The 23,583-nt window shown below is 73.3% G+C and carries 22 protein-coding genes and 2 pseudogenes; 6 read left to right on the top strand and 18 right to left on the bottom strand.

The window, feature by feature from the left end; all coding sequences use genetic code 11:
• Positions 1-196: 196 nt before the first annotated feature.
• The 12 genes from GC089_RS16425 to dnaK all read right to left on the bottom strand — a co-directional run bounded on the left by GC089_RS16425 (position 197) and on the right by dnaK (position 13,672).
• Positions 197-1,312 carry an aromatic acid exporter family protein gene (locus GC089_RS16425; RefSeq protein WP_155378536.1) on the bottom strand — a complete coding sequence of 372 codons (1,116 nt, stop codon included), beginning with the start codon at positions 1,310-1,312 and terminating at the stop codon, positions 197-199.
• Positions 1,313-1,408: 96 nt separating this feature from the next.
• On the bottom strand, positions 1,409-2,287 hold the full coding sequence (locus GC089_RS16430) for an alpha/beta fold hydrolase (RefSeq protein WP_230684898.1): 879 nt from the start codon (positions 2,285-2,287) through the stop codon (positions 1,409-1,411).
• 202 nt (positions 2,288-2,489) lie between these two features.
• Complete coding sequence (nrdF, locus tag GC089_RS16435) at positions 2,490-3,470, bottom strand: class 1b ribonucleoside-diphosphate reductase subunit beta (protein WP_155379300.1); 981 nt, start codon at positions 3,468-3,470, stop codon at positions 2,490-2,492.
• A 52-nt stretch (positions 3,471-3,522) separates the two neighbouring features.
• Positions 3,523-5,670 (bottom strand): class 1b ribonucleoside-diphosphate reductase subunit alpha, encoded by a 2,148-nt coding sequence (nrdE, locus tag GC089_RS16440; protein WP_155378537.1) that lies wholly within the window; start codon positions 5,668-5,670, stop codon positions 3,523-3,525.
• On the bottom strand, positions 5,640-6,056 hold the full coding sequence (gene nrdI / locus GC089_RS16445) for a class Ib ribonucleoside-diphosphate reductase assembly flavoprotein NrdI (RefSeq protein WP_155378538.1): 417 nt from the start codon (positions 6,054-6,056) through the stop codon (positions 5,640-5,642). Before nrdI ends, nrdE begins: the two co-directional genes overlap by 31 nt.
• Before the next feature lie 201 nt (positions 6,057-6,257).
• Positions 6,258-6,503, bottom strand: a complete 246-nt coding sequence (nrdH, locus tag GC089_RS16450) for a glutaredoxin-like protein NrdH (RefSeq protein ID WP_136517327.1) — start codon at positions 6,501-6,503, stop codon at positions 6,258-6,260.
• Positions 6,504-6,978: 475 nt separating this feature from the next.
• Positions 6,979-7,203 (bottom strand): chemotaxis protein CheW, encoded by a 225-nt coding sequence (locus GC089_RS16455; protein ID WP_155378539.1) that lies wholly within the window; start codon positions 7,201-7,203, stop codon positions 6,979-6,981.
• Between the two features lie 320 nt (positions 7,204-7,523).
• A complete protein-coding gene (locus GC089_RS16460; RefSeq protein ID WP_230684899.1) occupies positions 7,524-9,443 on the bottom strand; it encodes an AAA family ATPase in 1,920 nt (639 codons plus the stop codon).
• A 180-nt stretch (positions 9,444-9,623) separates the two neighbouring features.
• Positions 9,624-10,058: a heat shock protein transcriptional repressor HspR gene (locus GC089_RS16465; RefSeq protein ID WP_155378540.1), complete on the bottom strand. Its 435-nt coding sequence runs from the start codon at positions 10,056-10,058 to the stop codon at positions 9,624-9,626.
• Positions 10,059-10,110: 52 nt separating this feature from the next.
• On the bottom strand, positions 10,111-11,109 hold the full coding sequence (locus tag GC089_RS16470; protein WP_155378541.1) for a DnaJ C-terminal domain-containing protein: 999 nt from the start codon (positions 11,107-11,109) through the stop codon (positions 10,111-10,113).
• Between the two features lie 43 nt (positions 11,110-11,152).
• Positions 11,153-11,725, bottom strand: a complete 573-nt coding sequence (locus GC089_RS16475; RefSeq protein ID WP_155378542.1) for a nucleotide exchange factor GrpE — start codon at positions 11,723-11,725, stop codon at positions 11,153-11,155.
• Positions 11,726-11,800: 75 nt separating this feature from the next.
• Positions 11,801-13,672: a molecular chaperone DnaK gene (gene dnaK, locus GC089_RS16480; protein WP_155378543.1), complete on the bottom strand. Its 1,872-nt coding sequence runs from the start codon at positions 13,670-13,672 to the stop codon at positions 11,801-11,803.
• Between the two features lie 764 nt (positions 13,673-14,436).
• On the opposite strand from dnaK, the gene GC089_RS16485 reads away from it, so the two are divergent.
• Positions 14,437-15,186, top strand: coding sequence for an alpha/beta hydrolase (locus GC089_RS16485; RefSeq protein WP_230684900.1), 750 nt, complete (start codon positions 14,437-14,439; stop codon positions 15,184-15,186).
• Between the two features lie 78 nt (positions 15,187-15,264).
• On the opposite strand, the gene GC089_RS16490 is transcribed toward GC089_RS16485, so the two are convergent.
• Positions 15,265-15,975 (bottom strand): DUF2306 domain-containing protein, encoded by a 711-nt coding sequence (locus tag GC089_RS16490; protein WP_230684901.1) that lies wholly within the window; start codon positions 15,973-15,975, stop codon positions 15,265-15,267.
• A 207-nt stretch (positions 15,976-16,182) separates the two neighbouring features.
• On the opposite strand from GC089_RS16490, the gene GC089_RS16495 reads away from it, so the two are divergent.
• Positions 16,183-16,617 (top strand): TetR/AcrR family transcriptional regulator, encoded by a 435-nt coding sequence (locus GC089_RS16495; protein WP_230684902.1) that lies wholly within the window; start codon positions 16,183-16,185, stop codon positions 16,615-16,617.
• Positions 16,614-16,799, top strand: a complete 186-nt coding sequence (locus GC089_RS19415; RefSeq protein WP_230684903.1) for a WHG domain-containing protein — start codon at positions 16,614-16,616, stop codon at positions 16,797-16,799. The genes GC089_RS16495 and GC089_RS19415 overlap by 4 nt, the downstream gene beginning before the upstream one ends.
• 408 nt (positions 16,800-17,207) lie before the next feature.
• On the opposite strand, the gene GC089_RS16500 is transcribed toward GC089_RS19415, so the two are convergent.
• The gene (locus GC089_RS16500) at positions 17,208-17,555 is read right to left on the bottom strand and encodes a DUF952 domain-containing protein (protein ID WP_155378545.1); all 348 of its coding nucleotides are present in this window, start codon (positions 17,553-17,555) and stop codon (positions 17,208-17,210) included.
• 344 nt (positions 17,556-17,899) lie between these two features.
• On the opposite strand from GC089_RS16500, the gene GC089_RS16505 reads away from it, so the two are divergent.
• The 3 genes and pseudogenes from GC089_RS16505 to GC089_RS20260 all read left to right on the top strand — a co-directional run bounded on the left by GC089_RS16505 (position 17,900) and on the right by GC089_RS20260 (position 19,691).
• Positions 17,900-19,030: a sensor histidine kinase gene (locus GC089_RS16505; protein ID WP_230684904.1), complete on the top strand. Its 1,131-nt coding sequence runs from the start codon at positions 17,900-17,902 to the stop codon at positions 19,028-19,030.
• Positions 19,027-19,323 (top strand): annotated as a pseudogene (locus tag GC089_RS20255) (response regulator transcription factor); the annotation flags it as partial. The gene GC089_RS16505 and the pseudogene GC089_RS20255, both read left to right, overlap by 4 nt.
• Before the next feature lie 194 nt (positions 19,324-19,517).
• The gene (locus GC089_RS20260) at positions 19,518-19,691 is read left to right on the top strand and encodes a response regulator transcription factor (protein WP_370514030.1); all 174 of its coding nucleotides are present in this window, start codon (positions 19,518-19,520) and stop codon (positions 19,689-19,691) included.
• Between the two features lie 28 nt (positions 19,692-19,719).
• Here GC089_RS20260 and GC089_RS19420 read toward each other — a convergent pair whose 3' ends face one another.
• The 4 genes and pseudogenes from GC089_RS19420 to GC089_RS16525 all read right to left on the bottom strand — a co-directional run bounded on the left by GC089_RS19420 (position 19,720) and on the right by GC089_RS16525 (position 23,465).
• Positions 19,720-20,193 carry an FAD-dependent monooxygenase gene (locus GC089_RS19420; RefSeq protein WP_230684905.1) on the bottom strand — a complete coding sequence of 158 codons (474 nt, stop codon included), beginning with the start codon at positions 20,191-20,193 and terminating at the stop codon, positions 19,720-19,722.
• Positions 20,194-20,414: 221 nt separating this feature from the next.
• A pseudogene (locus GC089_RS20265) lies at positions 20,415-20,924 on the bottom strand (FAD-dependent oxidoreductase); the annotation flags it as partial.
• Positions 20,921-22,435, bottom strand: coding sequence for an MFS transporter (locus GC089_RS16520; protein WP_155378547.1), 1,515 nt, complete (start codon positions 22,433-22,435; stop codon positions 20,921-20,923). The gene GC089_RS16520 and the pseudogene GC089_RS20265, both read right to left, overlap by 4 nt.
• Positions 22,436-22,574: 139 nt before the next feature.
• A complete protein-coding gene (locus tag GC089_RS16525) occupies positions 22,575-23,465 on the bottom strand; it encodes a helix-turn-helix transcriptional regulator (protein ID WP_155378548.1) in 891 nt (296 codons plus the stop codon).
• Between the last annotated feature and the right edge of the window lie 118 nt (positions 23,466-23,583).

The following is a 23,583-nucleotide window of genomic DNA, read 5'->3' on the forward strand; positions in this document are numbered from 1 at the left end:
CTCCGAGTCGGATCGCGGTCGTGCCGTGGCACGTCGTCCTCCTCGACGGTAGACCCGTGACGCGCGTCACGCCACCACGGAAGGAGGGCTAAACCGCAGGTCAGGGGCGCATTTCAGGTGAGGCTAGCCTTCCTCCCAGTGACGTCGGCGCAGGTGGGCGCGGTGCGCTGCCGCGCGCGGCGGCCTGCGGCGCCCCTCATCCGCTCGCCGGCTCGTCCTCGTCCTCGGGTGCCGCGGCGGGGCTCGTCGACAGCCGGAAGCGGTCCGCGGGCGTGAGCGCCGACAGCGACCGTCGCAGCGTCGTGACGACGGTCGAGACGACGAGCGCGACCGCCTCCGACCCGCCGTCGGCGCGGTACCGGCGCAGGGCCGTGGCCAGGGCGGCGACCGCACGGTCGGCGGCCCGGCGGCGGCCCGGCTCCGTGTCGCCGGTCCCGGCCTCCGCGGTCGTCGCGGCGAGCTCGCGCAGCGCCTCCGCCATGGGGCGGCGCAGCTCCTCGGGCAGCCGCCGCACGCTCGTGCCCCAGGGCTCGTCCGCGCCCATGGCCTGGATGTCGTCGACGAGCAGCACGGCGCGCTGCAGGGCACCGAAGTCGTCGGTCCGGCGGGTGACGTCGGCGGTGTGGCGGCGTGCGCGCGGGTTGGCGCGCGCCGCCTGGCGCAGCTCGTCCACCTCCGTGCGGGCGCGCGCGAGCGGCTCGCTCAACCGCTCGCGCGGGGGCGCCTCGACGTCACCCTCGGCGTCGGGGTCGATCACCGCCGCGAGCAGCCGCAGGTGCTGCACCGACGCGTCGCGCAGGGCGTCGAGCGCGCGGTCCGTGCGCTCCAGCGGCAGCGCGGGCCGGATCGCGCTGACCACGACGGTGCACGCCGCGCCGAGCAGGAACAGTCCCGCGTAGGAGGCCGCGTACCCGAGCTCCTGCCCGTGCCCGACGAGCAGGACGAACATGCCCGCCACCGGCACGTAGGAGCGGCTGTCGCCGAGCCACGGCAGACCGGCGACCAGCATGCCGAGGCCCACGACCAGGGCGATGGCGGCGACGCCGGGTCCGAGCAGGGCGTCGGCCAGCACCCCGAGCGCCGCGCCGAGCAGGATCGCGGCGACCGTGCGCAGCGTCGCCGAGACCGACTGGACGACCGCCGAGTACGTCGTCGCGACGGCCCCGAACGGCGCGTAGAAGGCGTACTCCCGCGCACCCGGCACCTGCAGCGCGAGCAGCCACGCGACGGTCGCGGCGATCGCCGCCTTGACGGCCATGTCGAGGCGCGGGTGGCGCAGGAGGCGGCGCACGGCCGGGCGGTCGACGTGCATCGCCCCAGTCGAACCGAGGTCCGCGGTGCCCGCAAGACGGTGCCGGTGCACGGCGGGGTGGCGACGGTCGTCCCTGGAGGGACGTGGGGCCCGGCGTCAGCGAGGACCGGCGGGCGAGCCGTGCGCGTCGAGGAACCCGCCCACCGCCGCGACGAAGGCGGCCGGGTCGTCGAGCCAGGGGTAGTGGCCCGCGCCCGGCTGCACCGCGAGCGAGGCCTGCGGCACCAGCGCGGCGTAGTCGGCGGCACGGTCCGGCGGCAGGGCGACGTCGAGCTCGCCGGCGACGACGAGCACGGGCGCGTGCAGGGCCGCGAGGGCGGTGCGGGTGCCCTGCGGGTCGAGGTCGTCCGGGTAGTAGGCCGCGGCGGCCGCGCCGTCGCGCCCCGCGTCGAGCACCGGCAGCAGTGCGCGACGCTCGTCGTCCCACCGGCCGTGCAGGAACGGGGTGATCGCCGCGACGTCCTCCGCCGTCGCGGCACCGGACCAGATGCGCTCGAAGCCCGCCCACGCCGCCGGGAACCACGGTGCGCCGCGGCGCCGCTCGGCGACCGCGCGCCGGTCCGCGTCGGCGACCTCGATCCCCACCACGCGCGGGCTCGGGGTCACCAGGACGAGCGAGCGGACCCGCTCGGGGTGCCGTGCCGCGTAGAGGACGGCGACGGCCGCACCGGCCGAGTGCGCGAGCAGGTCGAGGCGGTCGACGCGCAGGTGCCGGCGCAGCGCCTCGAGGTCGTCGACCTGCCGGTCGCAGCGGTAGGCCGCGGGGTCGGCAGGCGCAGGCGACCCGCCGGTGCCGCGCAGGTCGAGCAGGAGCAGCGGACGTCGTGCCGCGAGGCCGCCGAGGTCGCCCAGGTAGGCCGAGGCCTGCATCGGACCGCCCGGGACGCACACGAGCGGCTCGCCCGCTCCCGTGACGTGGGCGACGAGCTCCGTGCCGTCCGCGGCGGGGACGCGGACGTCGTGCGGCGCGCTCACGCGGGCACCCGCCCACGGACGCGTCGGGACCGTCGGCCGGCGGGAGGCGGAGGTGCGGGTGACGTCAGCACGCCGTCAGCATCGCGTCCGGACGCGGCCGCGACCAGGGGTTTCCCGCCGGAGCGCCGACGCGCGGGCCGGGCACGCCGCGGCCCCCGTGCCCAGGTGGGTCACGGGGGCCGCGGCGGCGTTCAGGCCGGGATCAGAAGTCCCAGTCCTCGTCCTCGGTGTTGACGGCCTTGCCGATGACGTACGACGAGCCGGACCCCGAGAAGAAGTCGTGGTTCTCGTCGGCGTTCGGGCTCAGCGCGGACAGGATCGCCGGGTTGACGTCCGTCTCGTCGCGCGGGAACAGGGCCTCGTAGCCGAGGTTCATGAGCGCCTTGTTGGCGTTGTAGCGCAGGAACTTCTTGACGTCCTCGGTGAGGCCGAGCTCGTCGTAGAGGTCCTGGGTGTACTCCACCTCGTTGTCGTACAGCTCGAAGAGGAGGTTGAAGGTGTAGTCTTTGATCTCCGCGCGCTCCGCCGGCGAGACGAGCTCCAGGCCGCGCTGGAACTTGTAGCCGATGTAGTAGCCGTGCACGGCCTCGTCGCGGATGATCAGGCGGATCAGGTCGGCCGTGTTCGTCAGCTTCGCCCGCGACGCCCAGTACATCGGCGCGTAGAAGCCGGAGTAGAACAGGAACGACTCGAGCATGGTCGAGGCGACCTTGCGCTTGAGTGGCTCGTCGCCCCGGTAGTACTCGAGGACGATCTCGGCCTTGCGCTGCAGGTTGACGTTCTCCTCCGACCAGCGGAACGCCTCGTCGATCTCCTTGGTGGAGATCAGCGTGGAGAAGATCGAGGAGTACGACTTGGCGTGCACCGACTCCATGAACGCGATGTTCGTGTAGACGGCCTCCTCGTGCGGGGTCAGCGCGTCGGGGATGAGGCTGACCGCGCCGACCGTGCCCTGGATCGTGTCCAGGAGGGTCAGGCCCGTGAAGACGCGGCTCGTCATCGTCTTCTCGGCCTCGGTGAGGGTCGCCCAGGACTGGATGTCGTTGGAGACCGGCACCTTCTCCGGCAGCCAGAAGTTGCCGACCAGGCGGTCCCAGACCTCGAGGTCCTTCTCGTCCTGGAGGCGGTTCCAGTTGATCGCCGACACGCGGTCGACCAGCTTGAGCTTGCCCGTGGGGCTCATCATGTCGTCGTTCCTCGGTCCTTCGTCGTCGTCGCTCGTGGGTCGCCGGGCGTCACAGCATGCAGCTGACGCAGCCCTCGACCTCGGTGCCCTCGAGCGCGAGCTGGCGAAGGCGGATGTAGTAGATGGTCTTGATGCCCTTCTTCCACGCGTAGATCTGCGCCTTGTTGAGGTCGCGCGTGGTGGCGGTGTCCTTGAAGAAGAGCGTCAGCGACAGGCCCTGGTCCACGTGCTGCGTGGCCTCGGCGTACGTGTCGATGATCTTCTCGTAGCCGATCTCGTAGGCGTCGGCGTAGTACTCCAGGTTGTCGTTCGTCATGAACGGCGCCGGGTAGTACACGCGGCCGATCTTGCCCTCCTTGCGGATCTCGATCTTCGACGCGATCGGGTGGATCGAGCTCGTCGAGTGGTTGATGTACGAGATCGAGCCGGTCGGCGGGACCGCCTGCAGGTTCTGGTTGTACAGGCCGTGCTCCTTGACGAGCTCGGCCAGCTCGCGCCAGTCGTCCTGCGTGGGGATGTGCACGCCCGCGGTCTCGAACAGCTCCGCGACACGGGCCGTCCGGGGCTTCCACTCCTTCTCGATGTACTTCTGGAAGTACTCGCCGGTCGCGTACTTCGACTCCTCGAACCCGAAGAACTTCGCCTGCCGCTCGCGCGCGAGCAGGTTCGAGGCACGGATCGCGTGGTAGGCGACCGTGTAGAAGTAGATGTTCGTGAAGTCCAGGCCCTCGTCGGACCCGTAGTGGATCCGCTCGCGGGCGAGGTAGCCGTGCAGGTTCATCTGCCCCAGGCCGATGGCGTGACCGCCGCGGTTCGCCCGCTTCACCGACGGGACCGACTCGATGTCCGTCTGGTCCGACACCGCGGTGAGCGCGCGGATCGCGGTCTCGACCGTCTTGCCGAGGTCGGGCGAGTCCATCGAGAGCGCGATGTTCATCGAGCCGAGGTTGCAGGAGATGTCGCGGCCGACCTCGGCGTAGGACAGGTCCTCGTTGAAGGTCGACGGCGTGGAGACCTGCAGGATCTCCGAGCACAGGTTCGAGTGCGTGATCTTGCCCTTGATCGGGTTCGCCCGGTTCACCGTGTCCTCGAACATGATGTACGGGTAGCCCGACTCGAACTGGATCTCGGCGAGGGTCTGGAAGAACTCGCGCGCGTTGATCTTGGTCTTGCGGATGCGCTGGTCGTCGACCATCTCGTAGTACTTCTCGGTGACGTTCACGTCCGCGAACGGCACCCCGTAGACGCGCTCGACGTCGTACGGCGAGAAGAGGTACATCGGCTCGTTCTTCTTCGCCAGCTCGAACGTGATGTCCGGGATGACGACGCCGAGGGAGAGCGTCTTGATGCGGACCTTCTCGTCCGCGTTCTCGCGCTTGGTGTCGAGGAAGCGGTAGATGTCCGGGTGGTGCGCGTGCAGGTACACCGCGCCGGCGCCCTGGCGGGCGCCGAGCTGGTTGGCGTAGCTGAACGAGTCCTCGAGCAGCTTCATCACGGGGATGACGCCGGACGACTGGTTCTCGATGTGCTTGATCGGTGCGCCGTGCTCGCGGATGTTCGACAGCAGCAGGGCGACGCCGCCACCGCGCTTGGACAGCTGCAGGGCGGAGTTGATGCCGCGCGCGATGGACTCCATGTTGTCCTCGATGCGCAGCAGGAAGCAGGACACGGGCTCACCGCGCTGCGCCTTGCCGAGGTTGAGGAACGTCGGCGTCGCCGGCTGGAACCGGCCCGAGACGATCTCGTCGACCAGGTTGGTGGCGAACTCCTGGTTCCCCTCCGCCAGGGCGAGGGCGACCATCGTCACGCGGTCCTCGAAGCGCTCCAGGTACCGCTTGCCGTCGAACGTCTTCAGCGTGTACGAGGTGTAGTACTTGAACGCGCCGAGGAAGGTCTGGAAGCGGAACTTCTTCGAGTACGCGTACTGGAACAGCGACTTCACGAACTCGCGGTCGTACTGCGCGAGCACGGCGGGGTCGTAGTACTTGTTCTCGACCAGGTAGTCGAGCTTCTCGTCCAGGTCGTGGAAGAAGACCGTGTTCTGGTTGACGTGCTGCAGGAAGTACTGCCGCGCCGCCTCACGGTCCTTGTCGAACTGGATCTTCCCGTCCGCGTCGTACAGGTTGAGCATGGCGTTGAGGGCGTGGTAGTCCAGCCCCGTCAGCTCTACGCGGGTATCTGCGACTGTCGCTGCCAAAATCGTCCCAATCCTTCGCGGACGCGCGTGACGTCCTCGGCTGTTCCCATGAGTTCGAACGCGTACAGGTAGGGCACGTGGCACTTGGCCGCCACGATGTCGCCCGCGATGCAGTACGCCGCACCGAAGTTCGTGTTGCCTGCCGCGATCACGCCGCGGATCAGGGCACGGTTGCCCTCGTCGTTGAGGAACCTGACCACCTGCCGCGGCACCGCGCCCTCGCCGTTGCCCCCGCCGTAGGTCGGGAGCATCAGCACGTACGGCTCGGTGACGCGCAGGAACGGGTCGGTCGGCTTCAGCGGGATCCGCTGCGCCGGCACGCCCAGCTTCTCGACGAAGCGGTGGGTGTTGCCCGAGACGGACGAGAAGTAGACGAGCGAGGCCATGACGACGCTCCCCTCCCTCTCTCGGCCGGTCCCGGGCAGGCCGGAGCGACCCTCACCTCCGGCGGACGTGCTGCGGTCCGGCGGCCGAGGCCGCCGGACCGAGGAGTGCCCGCCGGGCCGACGCGGCTCGTGGCCTGCGCCGACCCGGGGCGTCCGTGGGTCGGCGCGCCTCGTACGACCGCCGACCGGTGGGCGTCGCGGTCAGGCCACCTGGCCGGCGAGCTGGTCCGCGAGCGCCTTGATGCGGTCGGGGCGGTAGCCCGACCAGTGCTCGCCACCGGCGACCACGACGGGCGCCTGCAGGTGGCCGAGCGACATGACGTAGTCACGGGCGTCGGCGTCCTCGGAGATGTCGACGACCGTGTACTCGTGCCCGAGCTTGTCGAGGGCCCGGTAGGTCGCCGTGCACTGCACGCACGCCGGCTTGCTGTAGACCGTGATCGTCATCGCGATGTCCCTCGATGCTCGTGTGGCTGATGTCCTGCGACGGGTCCGCCGGGGCGTCTCCCCGACCTCGTCCCCCCTCGTCGAGGGGCCGTCCACCGGTCCCGCCGAGGGGTTCGTGGGCCTTCGGGGGCGTCGGGCGAACCGTCGAGCACGACACTACACCTGGGGTCCGACATCGCAAGACACCACTAGGGCTTGTGTTGCACGCGTGTCGTTTTCACCCTGTGACCGGCGTCCTGCACCGCCTGTGGACACCCTCGCGAGCCCCTGACGTGCACCTTCGTACCGCCGCCCACCGACACGCCGACGGCCCACCCACAGCCGTCCACAACCCACCGGGGGACGCCCCCAGCGCCGTCCACAGCCGATGCGTCCGGCATGTCCGGATCGCACGCCGAGGGGGACCCGGCGTGTCGTCGGCGACACGTCGGATCCCCCTCGAACGGAGGACACCCGCGACGGCGCGGGCGCCCGGTCAGGCGATCGTCGCGAGCGCGCGGCCGAGGGCGGCGAGCACGACGAGGGTCAGGGTGGTCCAGAGCAGGACGCTGCCCGCGAGGTACCCCACGAAGCGCAGGCGCTGGCGTGGCCCGCCCTCGAAGTACGGCGCGGGCGCCCAGCGCACCGTCTCGCGCAGGTGGCGCAGGCGGGTGCGCAGGGGCAGGGCGGAGGACGGTCGGCGGACGGAGAGGACGGACACGGCGGACGCTCCTGTAGGTGCGACGGGATCACTGCGGGCCGGGGTCGCCGGCCCTCCCATTGTCTCAGGATCTGGACGCGCCGCCGGGTCCCAGGGCCCGCGTGGGGGGTGCATCCGCTCACGTTCCCCGGTCGGGCGGGGTCCCCCGGGACGTTCGTCCCCCTCCGCCGGGACGCCTGTCACCCGGGGTCCCGCCCGGCGAGCCCGCGATCGTGCACCGGTCCGTCGCCCCGATGCTGCACGACGACGGGGTCGGCGGGCCGAGCGCGGGCCGGCGGGGCGGGCGGGGCAGGCGGGGTCCGCGGCCCGGTCCGGGCGGGTCAGGCGATGCGCAGGTGCTCCGCCGGCGACGTCGGCCGCACGCCGTCGGGACGGTCGGCCACCGCCTTCTCCAGCACGCCGGTGATCTCCTCGCCGATCAGCTCGTGCCGCTCCAGCAGCGCGTCGCGCAGCGCCTCGACCAGGTCCCGGTTCGACGCGAGCAGGCGCCGGACCGTGGCGCGGGCGCTGTCGAGGACGTCCTCGAGCTGGGTGCGCGCCAGCGGGTCGCCGATCACCTGCTCCACGAGGTCCTTGCCGGTCGCCGCGAACGACACGAGCGAGCCCGTCATGCCGGCCGCGCCGACCATCTGCGCCGCCGTGCGCGTCGCCGCGGCCAGGTCGGACGCGGGGCCGGTCGTCGTCTGCCCGAAGAACAGCTCCTCGGCGACCATGCCGCCCATCGCGATCTGCACGAGCGCGCGCAGGTCGTACTGCGTGCGCGTGTAGACCTCCTCGCAGTCGCCGTGCGCGAGCAGGCCGAGCGCCTGCCCGCGCTTGACGATGGTGAGCACCTCGAGCGTGCGGTTCGGCGCGACGAGCCAGGCGGTGACGGCGTGCCCGGCCTCGTGCGTGGCGATGAGCGTGCGCTCCTGGGTCGTGTACGTCACCGGGTGCCCCAGGCCGACGAGCTCGGTGATGCGCGCCTGCTCCACGTCCACGTACCGCATCGCCGAGTCGCCGCGGCGCAGCGCGTTGACGAGCGCCTCGTCGAGCAGGTGCTCGACCATGACGGGCGTCCACCCGTTCGTCGCGGCGGCGACGCGGTCGCGCACGGCCGGCTCGTCGAGCTCGTGGTGGTGCGCACGGCGCGCCAGGAAGTGGTCGACCAGGGCACGACGGCCGTGGGCGTCCGGCGGGTTGAACGTGAGCCGGCGGTCGAAGCGGCCGGGGCGCAGCAGCGCCGGGTCGAGGTGGTCCGCCCGGTTGGTGGCCGCGATGAGCAGGATCGGCGCGCGGACCGGCTTGCGCTGCTTGAGCTGGCGGTGCGACGGCAGCAGCAGGTTTACCGCCGCGACGAACCGGTTGACGACGCGGTCGAGCCCGACCGGCTCGTCGAACGACTGCATCTGCACGAGCAGCTCGTTGACGACCCCGCCCGTGCCCTCGGAGACCATCGCCTCGCGCACGACGCCGGTGCCGTGACCGGTCAGCAGCGCGGCGGTCGACGGCACGGACACGAACGCCGCACTCCCCTGCGCCGCGAGGAGCCCGCCGCGCCGCAGCGCGATCGCGTCGATCTCCTCGATGAACCCGATCGCGCCGCCCTCCTTGCGGGCCGCGGCGCGCAGCGCGCGGAAGTACGTGCGGATCTTGCGGGCGGTCGCGCCGTAGTACATCGACTGGAAGCTGGTCGCCGAGACGAACAGGAACGGCACGCCGGCCTCGGCGGCCATCGCCTTGGCGGTCAGCGTCTTGCCCGTCCCGGGCGGGCCCTCGAACAGCAGGCCGCGGCGCGGGGTCCCGCCCATCTGGTCCGCGAAGCGGCGGTGGGTCTGGAACAGGTCGATCGAGCGGCGCACGTCGTCGACGATCGGGTCGATGCCGACGACGTCGTCGAGCGTCACGTCGACCTGCTCCGGACGGTACGTGACGTGCGGCGAGCGGCCCGCGCCCAGCTGGGTCCCGACGAGCAGCACGAGCAGGGCCGCGAAGAACAGCACCGGCACGACCACCAGCGGGTCGACGTCCGGGACCACGAGCAGCGGACGCCCGGTGACGGCCGACCAGATCACGTACGCCTCGAGGGCCAGCACGACGAGGCAGACGCGCAGCACGCGCCGGCGGCGCACCCGCTCGCGGTCGGCGGCGATGTCGTGGGAGGCGAGCGCGGGACGCGGGCCGGCCACCGTGCGCGCGCCGGGCGCGGGGTGCGCCTCGGGCGCGGGGGGTGCGTCGGGCGCGGCGGCTGCGTCGGACACGGGCGGGCCCTTCGTCGGGTGCGCGGCCGAGCGGACGGACCGCCGCGGGCGACCGCGACCCGCGGCGGTCCGGCCATCGTCGTCCGGTATGTCCGATTGCGACACCGCAGCCGGCCCGGTCCACCCGATCGGCCCAGCAGACCTCCCCCGCGCGGGGCCCGGCGCGGTCCGGCGCCGGGGTCAGGGGTCGCGGCGCTGCGCCGACGGCCCCGCCATGAGCTGGCGCGGCACCCAGCGGGGCCGGGTCGGCGCCGGGCGCTCCGCCAGGGGGTGCAGGCGGTCCGCGACGACGTTGCCCGTCGGGTCGGCCCGGAAGACGCGCCGCCCCGGGTCGACGAGCGTGCGCAGGAACTCCACCTGCCGGCGCATCTGCCGCACCTCGGCCTCGAGCTCGAGGATGCGCTTGATCCCGGCCAGGTTCACGCCCTCGTCCTGGGACAGGCGCTGCACCTCGCGGAGCATCTCGATGTCCCGCTTGGAGTAGCGGCGGCCGCGGCCCCGGGTGCGGGCGGGCTGGACGAGGCCGAGCCGGTCGTACTGCCGCAGCGTCTGGGGGTGCATCCCCGCCAGCTGCGCCGCGACGGAGATGACGTAGATCTTCGCGTCGTCGTCCACCGGTCGGTCCTCCTCCCCCGCCGTCGTGCCCCGGCAGCCGCCGGGGCACGTCTCAGCGCCGCGCCTCCGCCATGAGGCCGGCGCGCACGTCCTCGCCGGACGTGGCGATGCCGAACGCCTGCACCGCCTCACGGGCGGCGGGGCTCAGCTTCTGGGGCACGACCACCTGCACGGTGACGAGCAGGTCGCCCGTGCCCCGGCTCGTGGTGATGCCGCGGCCCTTGACACGCAGCGTGCGGCCCGAGGGCGTGCCCGCGGGGATCTTCACGCGCACCGACGAGCCGTCGAGCGTCGGGACGTCGATCGTCGCGCCCAGCGCGGCCTCGTCGAACGCGACCGGCACCGTGACGCGCAGGTTGTCGCCCTCGAGCGAGAAGACCGGGTGCGGCTCGACGTGCACCGTGATGACGAGGTCGCCCGCGGGTGCGCCGGGGTCGCCGGGACGGCCCTTGCCGCGCAGGCGGATCTTCTGCCCGTCCCGCACGCCGGCGGGGATGCGCGCGTTGACGACGCGCCCCTCGACGTCGAGCGAGATCGTCGAGCCCTCGGCGGCCGTGCGGAACGGCAGGGTCGTCGTCGCGGTGAGCTCCACGCCCGGCTGCGGCCCGCGGGCGCCGAAGCCGCCCGCACCGCCGCCGAACAGCCCGCCGAGGATGTCCTCGAAGCCCCCGCCGCCGGCACCGCCCGTCGAGTACCGGACGCGCCCCGCGGGGCCGTTCGCACCGCCGCCGAACATGCCGCCGAAGAGGTCCTCGAAGCCGGCGGCGCCGCCAGGGCCGCCAGGGCCGCCGGCGCCCGCGCGGAAGCGGGCGCCGCCGGCCATGGCGCGCAGCTGGTCGTACTGCTGGCGCTGCTCGGGATCCGAGAGCACCGCGTACGCCTCACCGATGTCCTTGAAGCGGGCCTCCGCCGCGGCGTCCCCGGGGTTCTGGTCCGGGTGCAGCTGGCGCGCCAGCTTGCGGTACGCCTTCTTGATCGCGGCGGCGTCGGCGTCCTTGGGGACGCCGAGCACGGCGTAGAAGTCCTTCTCGAGCCAGTCCTGGCCGGTCACGGCGCCTCCCTCCCGCTTCGCTCGGTCATGGTGGTGATGATGGTCAGCCCTCCGGGTCGACGACCGCGACACGCGCGGCCCGCAGCACCCGGTCGGGCGTGCGGTAGCCCGGCTGGAGCACCTGCTGGACGGTCGGCTCCGTGACGTCGGCCGACTGCCCGTGCATGAGCGCCTCGTGCACGGCCGGGTCGAACGGCTCGCCCGCCTCGCCGTAGCGCTCCACGCCGAACCGCGTCAGCGTCGCCTCGAGCTTCTCGGCGATGGACGCGAACGGACCGGTGAGGTCACCGTGCTGGCGGGCCAGCGCGATGTCGTCCAGCACCGGGATGAGCGCCTCCGCGACCGCCTCCGCACCGCGCTGGTGCGCGGCCAGGGCCTCCGCCTTGGAGCGCTTCACGTACGCCGAGTACTGCTGCTCGAGGTTGTAGTGCGCCGCCTGGGCGCGCTGCAGCTCCTCGAGCCGCTCGGCCGCGAGCCGCTCCGCCTCCGACTCCGCCGACGCGGCCTCGTCGGCCACGCCCGCGACCGCCTCGGCGGCCTCGGCCAGCACGGCCTCCTCGGGCGTCTGGTCGCGCAGCAGGTGCGTCTCGGGGTCGATCCGGCGCTTGTCGGTCACGCGCGGGGTCTCCCCCTCACGGGGGCGGACCCGCCCTGCGGCTGGTCCGCCCCCTCGGGGTCTGCTTCTCGTCCGTCACTTCTTGTCGTCCTCGTCGTCGACGATCTCGGCGTCGACGACGTCCTCGTCCGAGGACGTGGAGCCGGTCGCCCCGGCGGTGTCACCCGCGGGCGCGTCACCGGCCGGCGACGCCTGGTTCTGCGAGTACAGCGCCTCGCCGATCTTCTGGCTCGCGGTGAGCAGCGCCGCGTGCTTGGCCTTCACGGCCTCGACGTCGGTGCCCTCCAGAGCCGTCTTGAGCTCGGCGACGGCGTTGCGGACGTCCGACTTCACGTCGTCGGACAGCTTGTCGTCGTTGTCCGTGAGCAGCTTCTCCGTCTGGTAGACGAGCTGCTCGGCCGAGTTGCGGGTCTCGGCCTCCTCGCGACGGCGCTTGTCCTCGGCCGCGTGCTCCTCGGCGTCGCGCACCATGCGCTCGATGTCCTCCTTGGGGAGGGCCGAGCCGCCGGTGATCGTCATCGACTGCTCCTTGCCCGTGCCGCGGTCCTTGGCGGACACGTGCACGATGCCGTTCGCGTCGATGTCGAACGTGACCTCGATCTGCGGGACGCCGCGCGGGGCCGGCGCGATGCCGGTCAGCTCGAACGTGCCCAGCGGCTTGTTGTCCCGCGCGAACTCGCGCTCGCCCTGGAACACCTGGATGAGGACGGACGGCTGGTTGTCCTCGGCCGTGGAGAAGATCTCCGACCGCTTGGTGGGGATGGCCGTGTTGCGCTCGATGAGCTTGGTCATCACGCCGCCCTTGGTCTCGATGCCGAGCGACAGCGGGGTGACGTCGATGAGCAGGACGTCCTTGCGGTCGCCCTTCATGACGCCGGCCTGGACGGCGGCGCCGACGGCCACGACCTCGTCCGGGTTGACGCCCTTGTTGGGCTCCTTGCCGCCGGTCAGCTCGCGCACGACGTCGGCCACGGCCGGCATGCGGGTCGAGCCGCCGACGAGCACGACGTGGTCGATGTCGCTCACCGAGATGCCCGCGTCGCGGATGACCTGGTGGAACGGCGCCTTCACGCGGTCGAGCAGCGACTGCGTCATCTGCTGGAACTGCGCGCGCGTCAGCTTGGTGTCGAGGTGGATCGGGCCGTTCTCGCTCATCGAGAGGTACTGCAGCGAGACGTTGGTGCTCGTCGCGGACGACAGCTCCTTCTTGGCCTGCTCGGCCGCCTCGCGCAGACGCTGCAGCGCGATCTTGTCCTTCGACAGGTCGACGCCCGTCGTGTTCTTCACCTCGGTGATGAGGTGGGCGACGATCGCCGCGTCCCAGTCGTCACCGCCGAGACGGTTGTCGCCGGCGGTCGCGCGGACCTCGATGGTGGAGAAGCCGTCGTCGTCCTTGCCGACCTCCAGGAGGGACACGTCGAACGTGCCGCCGCCGAGGTCGAAGACGAGGATGAGCTCGTCCTCCTTGCCGCGCTCCAGGCCGTACGCGAGGGCGGCGGCGGTGGGCTCGTTGATGATGCGCAGGACGTTGAGGCCCGCCACCGTGCCGGCGTCCTTCGTGGCCTGGCGCTCGGCGTCGTTGAAGTACGCGGGGACCGTGATGACGGCGTCCGTCACGGGCTCGCCCAGGTACGCCTCGGCGTCGCGCTTGAGCTTGCCGAGGATGCGGGCGCTGATCTCCTGCGGCGTGTACTTCTTGTCGTCGACCGTCGTGGTCCAGTCCGTGCCCATGTGGCGCTTGACCGAGGCGATCGTGCGGTCGACGTTGGTGACGGCCTGCCGCTTGGCGACCTCGCCGACGAGGACCTCGCCGGTCTTGGAGAACGCGACCACCGACGGCGTCGTGCGCGACCCCTCGGCGTTGGCGATGACCGTGGGCTCGCCGCCCTCGAGGGTGGCGACCACCGAGTTGGTGGTGCCGAGGTCGATGCCGACTGCTCGTGCCATGTGTGATGCCTTCCTTCCGGGGCCGTGCGGCCCGTCGTCCGGGCCCGCGGGCCCTGAGTCTTGAGTCCGCCGCGCTCAAGTCTGCGTCCGACGTGGATCCGAGGCAAACCAGACGCGGTGAAGTTGAGTCTGGTTGGCTCAACTGTGGCGTCGTACGGCTTGTTCCCGCGCGGCCGGCTCACTTCATCAGCTGATCTGCGGCCCGCGATCCTGCGGGAAGACGCGCCCGAGGGCTCGGGAAGACGCAGAATCGCTCGGCACGCTTGTCGTCTCCGGGTCGCCGGGAGCTGCTCGGGCCGAAGGTGAGCCAGTAGCGCCGCCGGACGATCGCCAGGGCTCGAGCACGTCCTCGACGACGACCCACGGCGAGGCCGGGCCAGTGCGTTCGGCACGGTGACCGGGCGGGAGCGTCGCACGCGATCGGAGCGACGAGTTGCGCTCGATCGCGTGCCACAGATGAGTCGCCACCACCGCCCCTGGTGCGTTGGGGTCGTGAGCTCCGGCAGCCCGATGAGCCCTCCGACGTCCGCGGCGCTACCGTGACGACGTCGGGCGGTCCGGGCGGAGAGGCAGCCGCTCAGGTCCCCGCCGGGCGGGCAGCCGGAGCGCGGGGCGCGTCGCCGGCCCGTCGAGCGTCGTGTCCCCAGGAGGTCGTCGTGACTCGGCCGGGCCCGTCCGAGCCGCCGCGGGGCCTCGCGCGCCGGCTGGGGCGCGGCGTCGCCGTGGTCCTCGCCTGTGCCCTGGTGCTGGTCACACTGGTGGCCGTGCTGCAGAGAGCGCTCATCTACTTCCCGGACCGGACCGACGTCGGCTCGGTCGCGGACCGCCTGCCGGGCGGGCGGGACCTCACTCTGCGGACCGAGGACGGGCTCGAGCTGACGGCGTGGCTCGTCCCGGCGAGCGGTGCGGACCGGGACGTCGCCGTCCTGTACCTGCCGGGCAACGGCGGCAACCGGCTCGGTCGGCTGGAGGTGGCGCAGGAGATCGCGAGCCGGGGGTTCACGGTGCTCCTGCTGGAGTACCGGGGGTACGGCGGCAACCCGGGTCGGCCGAGCGAGGAGGGCCTCGCGCTCGACGCCCGTGCGGGGGCCGCGGCGCTCCGCGCCGAGGGCTTCGCGCCGGCCCGGACCTTGTACGTCGGGGAGTCGATCGGGACCGGCGTCACGTCGAGGCTGGTCACCACCGACCCGCCCGCCGGTGTGCTGCTGCGGTCACCGTTCCCGTCGCTCGTCGACGTGGCGCGGGCGCAGCTCCCGTTCCTGCCCGTCGGGCTGGTCCTGCGCGACCGGTTCCCGAGCGCGGAGCACCTCTCGGCGAGCGAGGTCCCGGTGCTCGTGCTGCACGGCAGCGCCGACGACGTGGTGCCGTCCCGGCTCTCGGCCGAGCTGGCGTCGCGGGTGGGCAACCTGCAGGGCGAGATCGAGGTGCCGGGTGCGGGGCACAACGACCCCGTCTGGTTCGGCGCCTTCCTGGCCGACGCCGTGGTCGACCTCGCGGATGCGACCGTCGAGTAGGCGCATCGCGGCCCGGCCGTTCGCGCTGCGAGGCGACGACGGTGGTCGGGCTCGCGTCCGCCACCGTGCGGTCAGCGGTCATGTCGGGGTCGGCACCAGGCGGTAGGACGGCAGACCGCGGCGGCGCACCAGCCACTCGGCGACGACGAGGTTGGGCAGCCAGCACAGGAACGGTACGGCGGCGTACGCGTCCGCGAAGACGGCATCGACGTCGGGCTCGGCGCCGGCGAACGGCAGCTGCACGGCGACGAGCAGGCCGAGCCACGCGCGGAGCGTCACCGCGGCGAAGGTCAGGGCGTAGGTGCGGATCATCCACGCCCGGTGGGAGTCGACGTCGCCGACGCGGATCGACCGGTAGGCGCGGACGGCCGCCACGGCCCACACCACGGCGAGCGCGCCGAACCCGAAGAACCCGACGACGCCCGCGCTGTTGGTGGGCAGCATGAGCACCGCGCTGACCGCCCCCACCGCGACGCCGCCGAGGTACACGCGCCCGAGCAGCCGGTGCGTGCGCAGGGAGCGTCGTCGCAGACGCTGCGAGAACTGCAGCGGGCCGACGAGCAGGGCGACCGACGAGGAGACGATGTGGACGTAGAGCGCCCCCTGGACGAACGCCGGCAGCACGGCGTAGGCCGCGGCGAGCCCGGCGCCGTCCTCGGCGAGCGCGTCGAGGCCGGCGAGCGCGTAGGCGCCGGAGGACACCACGGCGACGCCGAGAGCGAGGAGGCCCACGACGACGAGACCGGCCGGGCCGGGCGGCCGGGCGGCGGGCGAGCGAGCCGGCGTCACGTGCGCAGCAGAACCGGGCGCGTCGGCCCTGGACCGGGCCGCGCCGGGCTCGGCGGCTCTGGACGCGACCGTCCCGGGCGAGGCGGCGACGGGATCCGGCGAGGATGGCGGCGACGGCGGGGCGACGGTCATCGGGACTCCCGGATGCTAGTGGCATTCACATTGTGAGCACCATGAACATATGCGGGCGATGTTACGGTCGTCAACATGCCGTCCACGACACGTTCCGACGGTGCACGTCCCGGGGGTCACGGACGCGCCGGCTACCACCACGGCGCGCTGCGCACGGCCCTGCTCGAGGGCGCCCGCGAGATGCTCGTCGAGCGCGGCCCCGACGGGTTCAGCCTCAACGCCCTCGCCCGACGGGTGGGGGTGAGCACCGCAGCGCCCTACCGGCACTTCGCCGACCGCGACGCCCTCCTGTGCGCCCTCGCCGACGAGGGCTACGTCGCCTTCGGCGCTGCGCTCGACGCCGCGGTCCACGCCTCGTCGGGCCCGCGTGACCGCCTGCGGCGGCTCGGCATCGCCTACCTGCGCTACGCCGCCGAGAACCCCGCCGTGTTCGCGATCATGTTCACGGCCAGGCTCGGGGGACGAGTGAGGTCGGTCCGCCGACGTTCCGGCCGCTCGTCCAGGCCGTGATCGACGCGCAGGCGAGCGGTGACCTCCCCGCCGACGAGCCCACCGCGGCGATCGCCCGCACGCTGTGGGCGTCACTGCACGGCCTGGCGGTGCTGGGTGAGCGCGGCGGCCTGGCGAAGCTCGCCCTGGACGACACCCCCGAGCGGCTCGTCGACGACCTGCTCGCCCTCACGCTGCGCTGAGGTCCGGCACGCCCGGGCGCGCGCCGGAGCGATCAGCCCGGCTCCCGCGGCGAGGCGCGCCCAGGGGTCCGGCCTGACGCACGGCCCCTGGATCAGACGACGTGGGTCCGCACCCACGAAGCCGCGGTCGCGTCGGCCTGTCGCCCGCGGGGAGTTGAAGCCCATCGCGTCGGCGATCTGCGCCCAGGTCAGACCTGCGCTCCTGGCGACGAACAGGAGCCCGGCCTCGAGGCCGGCCATCTCGCGTCCCTGCAGGCGTGGGGGATCGCATCCACGTCGTCCTGTCGCATCGAGGCGTCAGGCGTGTCGCCAGTCGCACCCGGCCGTCGCAGGGCGACGCTGCCGTTGCGCGGCGGCGTGGGTCACGGTGCGGCGAGGCGCGGCGGCCGACGCAGCGGTGTGACGGGCTCAGAACCTCAGCTCGCCGTCCGGCCCGAGCACCGCCGGTAGCACAGCGAGCACCCACTCCGGCCGGATCGGCCCGTAGACGTGCGGGTACATCCGCCCGTCTCCCCCGTCCTCGAGTCGGACGTCGGTGCCCGCGGCCTCGATCGTCGCCGAGTCCAGCACCAGCACGCAGAGCTCCTCCGTGTCGTCGGCGTGGACGACGCGCGCCACATCGGGCAGCTGGTCACGGGTCGAGGCGTGGATGAAACCCACGTCGTCCAGGGACGCCCCGCGGGTCGACGTCCGGTACTGACCACCGACCAGCGCCTCGTCCCAGTCGGCGCGATGGGCGAGATGCAGGATCTCCATCCCGGCGAGGCTAGTGCGGCGACCGATCGGACGGACCTGCCCTCGTGCCCGCTGCGCCCGGGTCGCCCCCGTGCAGGTCGCGGCACCGTCCCGATGACAGGTCCCGCGCGTTCCTGCACGACGTCGGGTCCCGTCCGGGGCGAGGGGCCGCCGGGGCGACCTCCTATCCTGGGCGTCGAGTGCCGACCGTCGACACCGGGGGTGCTGTGCACACACGTCCCGACCTCCACCGCGCGCCCGTCGAGGGCGCTGACGACGCCGACGGCGCGCCGGCTGCGGGGCGCGTCCTCGCGGACCCGGGCAGCGGGCGTGAGGGAGGGCGCGCTCGCCGGCTGCGGGAGGCAGTGGTCACCGCGACGGTGCTCGTCGTCTGCCTGCTGGGCGGCGCGATGCAGTCCGACCGCGTGGTGTGGCCGCCGTCCGTCGCGGCGTACGTCGTCGCCGTGGTGTCCAGCGTCCTGCTGCCGGCCCGGCACCGTGCACCCCAGGCCGCCCTCGTGGCGACCGCCGCGGTCGTCGTCCTGGCTCGGCCGCTGGGACTGCTGCCCAACCCGTTCGTCGAGGCCGCCGTCGTCGTCGCCACCTACCACTACGCGCGCACCGCGAGCGACGAGAGGCGGGCGCTGGGCACGGTCGTCCTCACCGCCGCGGCGCTCCTGGGCGCGTCCGCCCCCGCCTGGGACGAGCTCTCGTGGCAGGACGCGAGCCGGATGGCCCTGGTCGCGGCGGTCCCGCTGGTGGCCGGCGTGCTCGGCTACTCGGTGCGGACCCGACGGGCCTACCTCTCGGCCCTGGAGGACCGCGCCCGGCGGGCCGAGGAGAGCCGGGACCGCGAGGCCCGCCGCAGGGTCGCGGAGGAGCGCCTCCGCATCGCCCGGGAGCTGCACGACCTCGTCGCCCACCAGATCACCCTGGCCAACGCGCAGGCCGAGGTGGCCGCACTCTTCTTCGACACCCGCCCCGAGCAGGCTCGGCGCAGCCTGGACCAGCTCCTCGGGACGACCGCGCAGGCGCTCGACGAGCTCCGGGCGACGGTCGGCCTGCTCCGCCGGTCCGGGGACACGGCAGCGCTCTCCGAACCGGCTCCCGGGCTCGCCGGGCTCCCGGCACTGGTGGAGTCCGTCCGCGGGGCGGGCCTCGAGGTGTCCGTGCGCGAGGAAGGCACGGCGCGACCGCTCCCGGCGGGTGTGGACCTGGCCGCCTACCGCATCGTCCAGGAAGCCCTGACCAACGCGACCAGGCACGCCGGCACCGATCGTGCGGAGGTCCACCTGACGTGGACCCACGACCGTGTGGTCCTCACCGTCTCCGACGACGGCGTGGGCACCGTGACCCCGCAGCACCACGCTCCCGGCTACGGCCTCATCGGGATGCGCGAACGTGCCGCCGCGGCGGGCGGGACCCTCACCGCCGGCCCCCGGGCAGAAGGTGGCTTCCGGGTCCGCGCCGAGCTCCCGGCCCGAGGTGCCCCGTGACGCTCCGGGTCCTGCTCGCCGACGACCAGGCGCTGCTGCGCGAGGCGTTCCGGCTGCTCCTCGACAGCGCCGACGACATCACCGTCGTGGGAGAGGCCGCCGACGGCGTGGAGGCGGTCGCGCTCGCCCGCGAGCTGCGTCCGGACGTGGTGGTCATGGACATCCGCATGCCGGGGACCGACGGTCTCACCGCGACCTCGCGGATCTGCGCGGACCCGGACCTGCGTGCGACCCACGTCCTCGTCCTCACCACCTACGAGACCGACGAGCACGTCGCCCGGGCGCTGCGTGCGGGGGCCGCCGGCTTCATCGGCAAGGGGATCCGGGCCGAGGACCTGCTCGACGCGGTGCGCACGGTCGCGGCCGGGGACTCCCTGCTGTCCCCGGCCGCGACGCGCTCCCTGGTCGCCCGCTTCCTCGCGACCCCGGACGAGGGGGTCCGGGGCCCTCTGCGGACCTCGAGACGCTCACCGCTCGCGAGCGGGAGATGGTCACCCTGGTCGCGACGGGCCTGTCCAACCACGAGATCGCCGAGCGGCTGCGCGTCAGCCCGTTCACGGTACGCGCCCACGTCCAGCGCGCCATGACCAAGCTCGGTGCCCGTGACCGGGCGCAGCTCGTCGTCATCGCGTACCGGAACGGCCTCGCCCGGGCGACATGACGCGGTCCTGCCCGGCGGCGCGGTGGGCTCACGACCCCCAGGTCGCCTCGGGCAGCACGAGCGCCGTGTGCGCCGGGCGCGGGGCCGACGGCGGCACGGACGTGAGCCCGCGCAAGCCGGCGTTGCGCTGCTCGAGGGCCTGCGCGCTGGTGGGGAAGAGGGTTGCTGCCCCGTGGTCGACCAGCGCCTGGTTCATGTCCACGAAGGGACGCAGGCGTCGCTCGTAGGCGGCGAAGGCCGCTGTGTGGTCGCCGTGCGTGGCCAGCGCGTCGGCGAGCACGTACGCACCGACGAGCGCGACGCTCGACCCCTGTCCGGTGAGGAACGACGGCGCGTACGCGGCGTCGCCGACGAGCGCGACCCGCCCGCTGGACCAGCGCGGCATCCGGACCTGTCCGGCCGTGTCGAGGAAGACGTCGTCCGCGAGGTGCATGGCGTCGAGGACCGTCGGCACCTCCCACCCCGCCCCCGCGAACGTCCTGGTGACGAGGTCCGCGTGCACGCTCGGGCCCCCCGGGCACGGGACGCAGGCCGCGGGTGGTGGAAGTTGAGGAAGGCGTGCAGCTCGTCGTCCCCGACGGCGTAGAGGGCCACGGCCCGCCCCGGCGCGTTCCAGAGCACGAGCTCGCGGGAGAGCCCGAAGACGTTCGGCATCGTGAAGATGGCGAAGCCGTAGCCCAGGTGCCGGTGGAACCGCTCCTCGGGACCGAACACGCGCCTGCGGGTGGAGGAGTGCGTACCGTCCGCCCCCACCACGAGGTCGAACGTGCGAGCGCGGCCGTCGCGGAACCGCACGTCGACACCGCCCGGGGACTGCTCGAGGGTGTCCACGGAGCTGTCGAAGCGGAGCTCGACGTCGTCGCGGACCGACGCGTGGAGGCTCGCCGTGAGGTCACCACGGCGCACCTCGAGGTCCTGACCCGCCGCGCCTCCCCCGCCGGGCCGCGGGGCGAACGACGCCAGCTCGCTCCCGTCGACGTCGAGGAACGTCCAACGCCGCATGTCGACGTCCGCCTCGCGCAGCCGTGCCAGCAGCCCCATGCGCCGCACGACCTCGATCGCGGTGCCGCGGACGTCGACCGGGTAGCCGCCGTCGCGCGGTGCGGCGGCCTTCTCCACGACGGTCACCGTGAACCCCGCCCGGTGCAGCCAGTACGCCAGTGCGAGCCCGGAGATGCCGGCTCCCGTGACCAGGACGGTGGGTCCGGTGGTGGTCCTCCTGCGAGACATCATGCCCAGGTCCCCTTCCTGCTGGTGCGGACGACGACGAGCGACAGCGCGGTGGCGAGGCCGGCGACGACGAGACCCGTGACGAAGGCGGGCTCCGTCGGCAGCCCGGTCGCCGGTCCCGCCCCGGCCTCGAGGATCCCGCCGGCGACCTGCGCGCCCACGACGGCGCCGACGACGCGGGTGACGACGAGGAGGCTGGTGGCGATCCCCGTGTCCTCGGCCTTGACGGCGACGGCCGTGGTGGCGAGCAACGCCGTGGTCCCCACGCCGACGGCGAACGCGATGAGCACCTTCGCCGCCACGAGCTGCCACGCGGCGTCGTGCAGCCACACCAGGGCGGCGAGCACGACAGCGGCCACCCCCATCGCCATGAGCACCACGCGACGCGCCCCGAGGCGCCGCGCCGCGAGACCGCCGACCGAGTCGCTCAGGGCACCGGCGACAGCGGCAGGCAGCAGGAGGAGCCCGATCTCGCCGGTGCTGAGACCGAACCCGTACCCGTCGACCGGGGCCGCGAACACCTGCGGGAGCAGCAGGCCCACGATCCCGAACATGACGGAGATGACGAGAGTGAGGAGGAACGACCTCCCGGTCACGGGCGCCGTGAGCATCCGGAGGTCGACCATCGGCGCCGCCGCGCGGCGCTCGACGAGGACCCACCAGGAGGCGAGGCCGACGACGACCACGAGGACGCCGGCGATCGCCAGCGGTGACAGGTCGCCGCTCGACACCAGGGCGAGCCCGACCATGAGGGCGAAGAGCGTGCCGCTGAGCAGGGCGACGCCGGCCCAGTCGATCCGGTCCCCGGACGACGCCGGTGGGTCGTGGGGCATCCAGACGGCGACGGCCAGGGCAGCCGCGACGACGACGACCGTCGGGAGGGCGAAGATCCACTGCCAGGACAGGCCGTGCGCGATCGGCCCTGCGACCGACATGCCGATGGCGCTGCCGCCGGCGAACAGCGCGAGGACCACGCCGACGGCTGCCTGCGACTCACCCGTGGTGAGGTGCCGGCGCACGAGGATGAAGGACAGCGGCAGGGCACCGACCATGACGCCCTGGAGCGCCTGACCGACGAGCAGCACCGGCAGGTTCGGCGCCAGGGCGCTGAGCAGTCCGCCGACCGCGACGACGGCCATGAGCGAGAGCAGCACCCGCTTGCCGCCGTAGCGGTCGCCCAGCTTCCCGGCCACGGGTGTGAGCACCGCACCGGTGATGAGCAGTGCGCTGCCGACCAGGGCGCCTTCGGCCGGGCCGACGCCCAGCTCGCGTTGCAGGAGGGGGAGCGCAGGCTCCACCACCGACTGCAGCGTCCCGAGAGCGAGCGCCAGGATGCCGAGGGCACCGATGGACCTCCTCCCGAGACGGGGAGGGGAGACAGCACCCTCCGGGACTCTCACGGCTGTGGACACGACGGCCTCGTTTCGTCGGGAGGACAGGGATGCAGGCCCTCGCCCCCAGCGGCGCGGGGAGCCCACGCCTGCAAGGCTTCCGCCGGGCCCCTCCCGCGACATCGCCCTCGGCGGCGGTCTCCCCCTGGTGCAGATGGACCAGGAGCAGGCGTCGACTGGTGCCGACGCACCGCCGTCGCGGGCGCGCCTCTCGTCCGCCGCGTGGAGGAGACGGCGGGTGCCGGGTTCCGGCGGCCGGCGCTTACCGGTGCCGGTGTGCCGGGTGCGGCTGCGGACGTCGCTCGGCCGCGCTCGCGGGTGCGAGGTCCTGCTCACCGATCGTCGCGAGGAGCTCGAGCTTCTCGGCGGCGTCGGTGCCGGGTGCCGGGGTGAACCACAGGAGCCGCTGGGTCCCGTCCTCGCTGAGCAGGCTGAGGCAGTGCACCTCGACCACGCCCACCTGCGGGTGGACCAGCCGCTTGCGGTCCTGCCGCCGCACGGCCACCTCGTGCCGTTCCCACAGTCCGGCGAACTCGGCGCTGCCGCGGGTGAGGTCCCTGACGAGCTCGGTCACGTCACGGGCACCGGCTCGGCGCGCCGACACCGCGCGCAGGTCGGCGACGAGCACGCGCGACTGGTGGTCGTGCTCCTCGGGGTGATAGCGCCGGCGCACCACGGGGTCGAGGAACCACTGGTGGATGAACCCGGCGCGGGGACCTGCGTGGTGCTCCGGTCGGCCCAGCAGGGCCGCCGCCATCGGGTTCTGGACGAGGGGCGCGTGCAGGTCGGTGATCACCTGTGCCGGTGTGCCGTGGAGACGATCGAGCAGGTCCAGCATCCCGGGGTGGACGTGGGCAGCGGTGGAGGTGCGCGACGGCAGTGCGCGTCCCGCGAGGTGGTAGACGTGGTCGCGCTCGTCGGCGGTCAGCCTCAGGGCGCGAGTCAGCGACGCCAGCATCTGCTCGGACGGCTGGGGCCCGCGGCCCTGCTCGAGCTCGGTGTAGTACTCGACGGACGCCTGCGCCAACCGGGCGACCTCGTCGCGGCGCAGGCCCGGGACGCGCCGCCGAGGCCCGCTGGGCAGGCCGACGTCGGACGGTGTGAGCCGGTCGCGCCTCGACTTCAGGAAGGCGCCGAGCGCAGACACGTCCACCGCTGGAGTATCCCGTGCTGCTCCGGGGCCGAGGCAGGGGGCGGCGTCCCCAGGGAGTGCGCCGTCTGGTCGGTCGTCGCCCTCCGCCGCAGGGTCGTACGACGGCACCGTCCCGCAC

The sequence above is a fragment of the Cellulomonas sp. JZ18 genome (genome assembly GCF_009720485.1).
Lineage (GTDB): Bacteria > Actinomycetota > Actinomycetes > Actinomycetales > Cellulomonadaceae > Cellulomonas.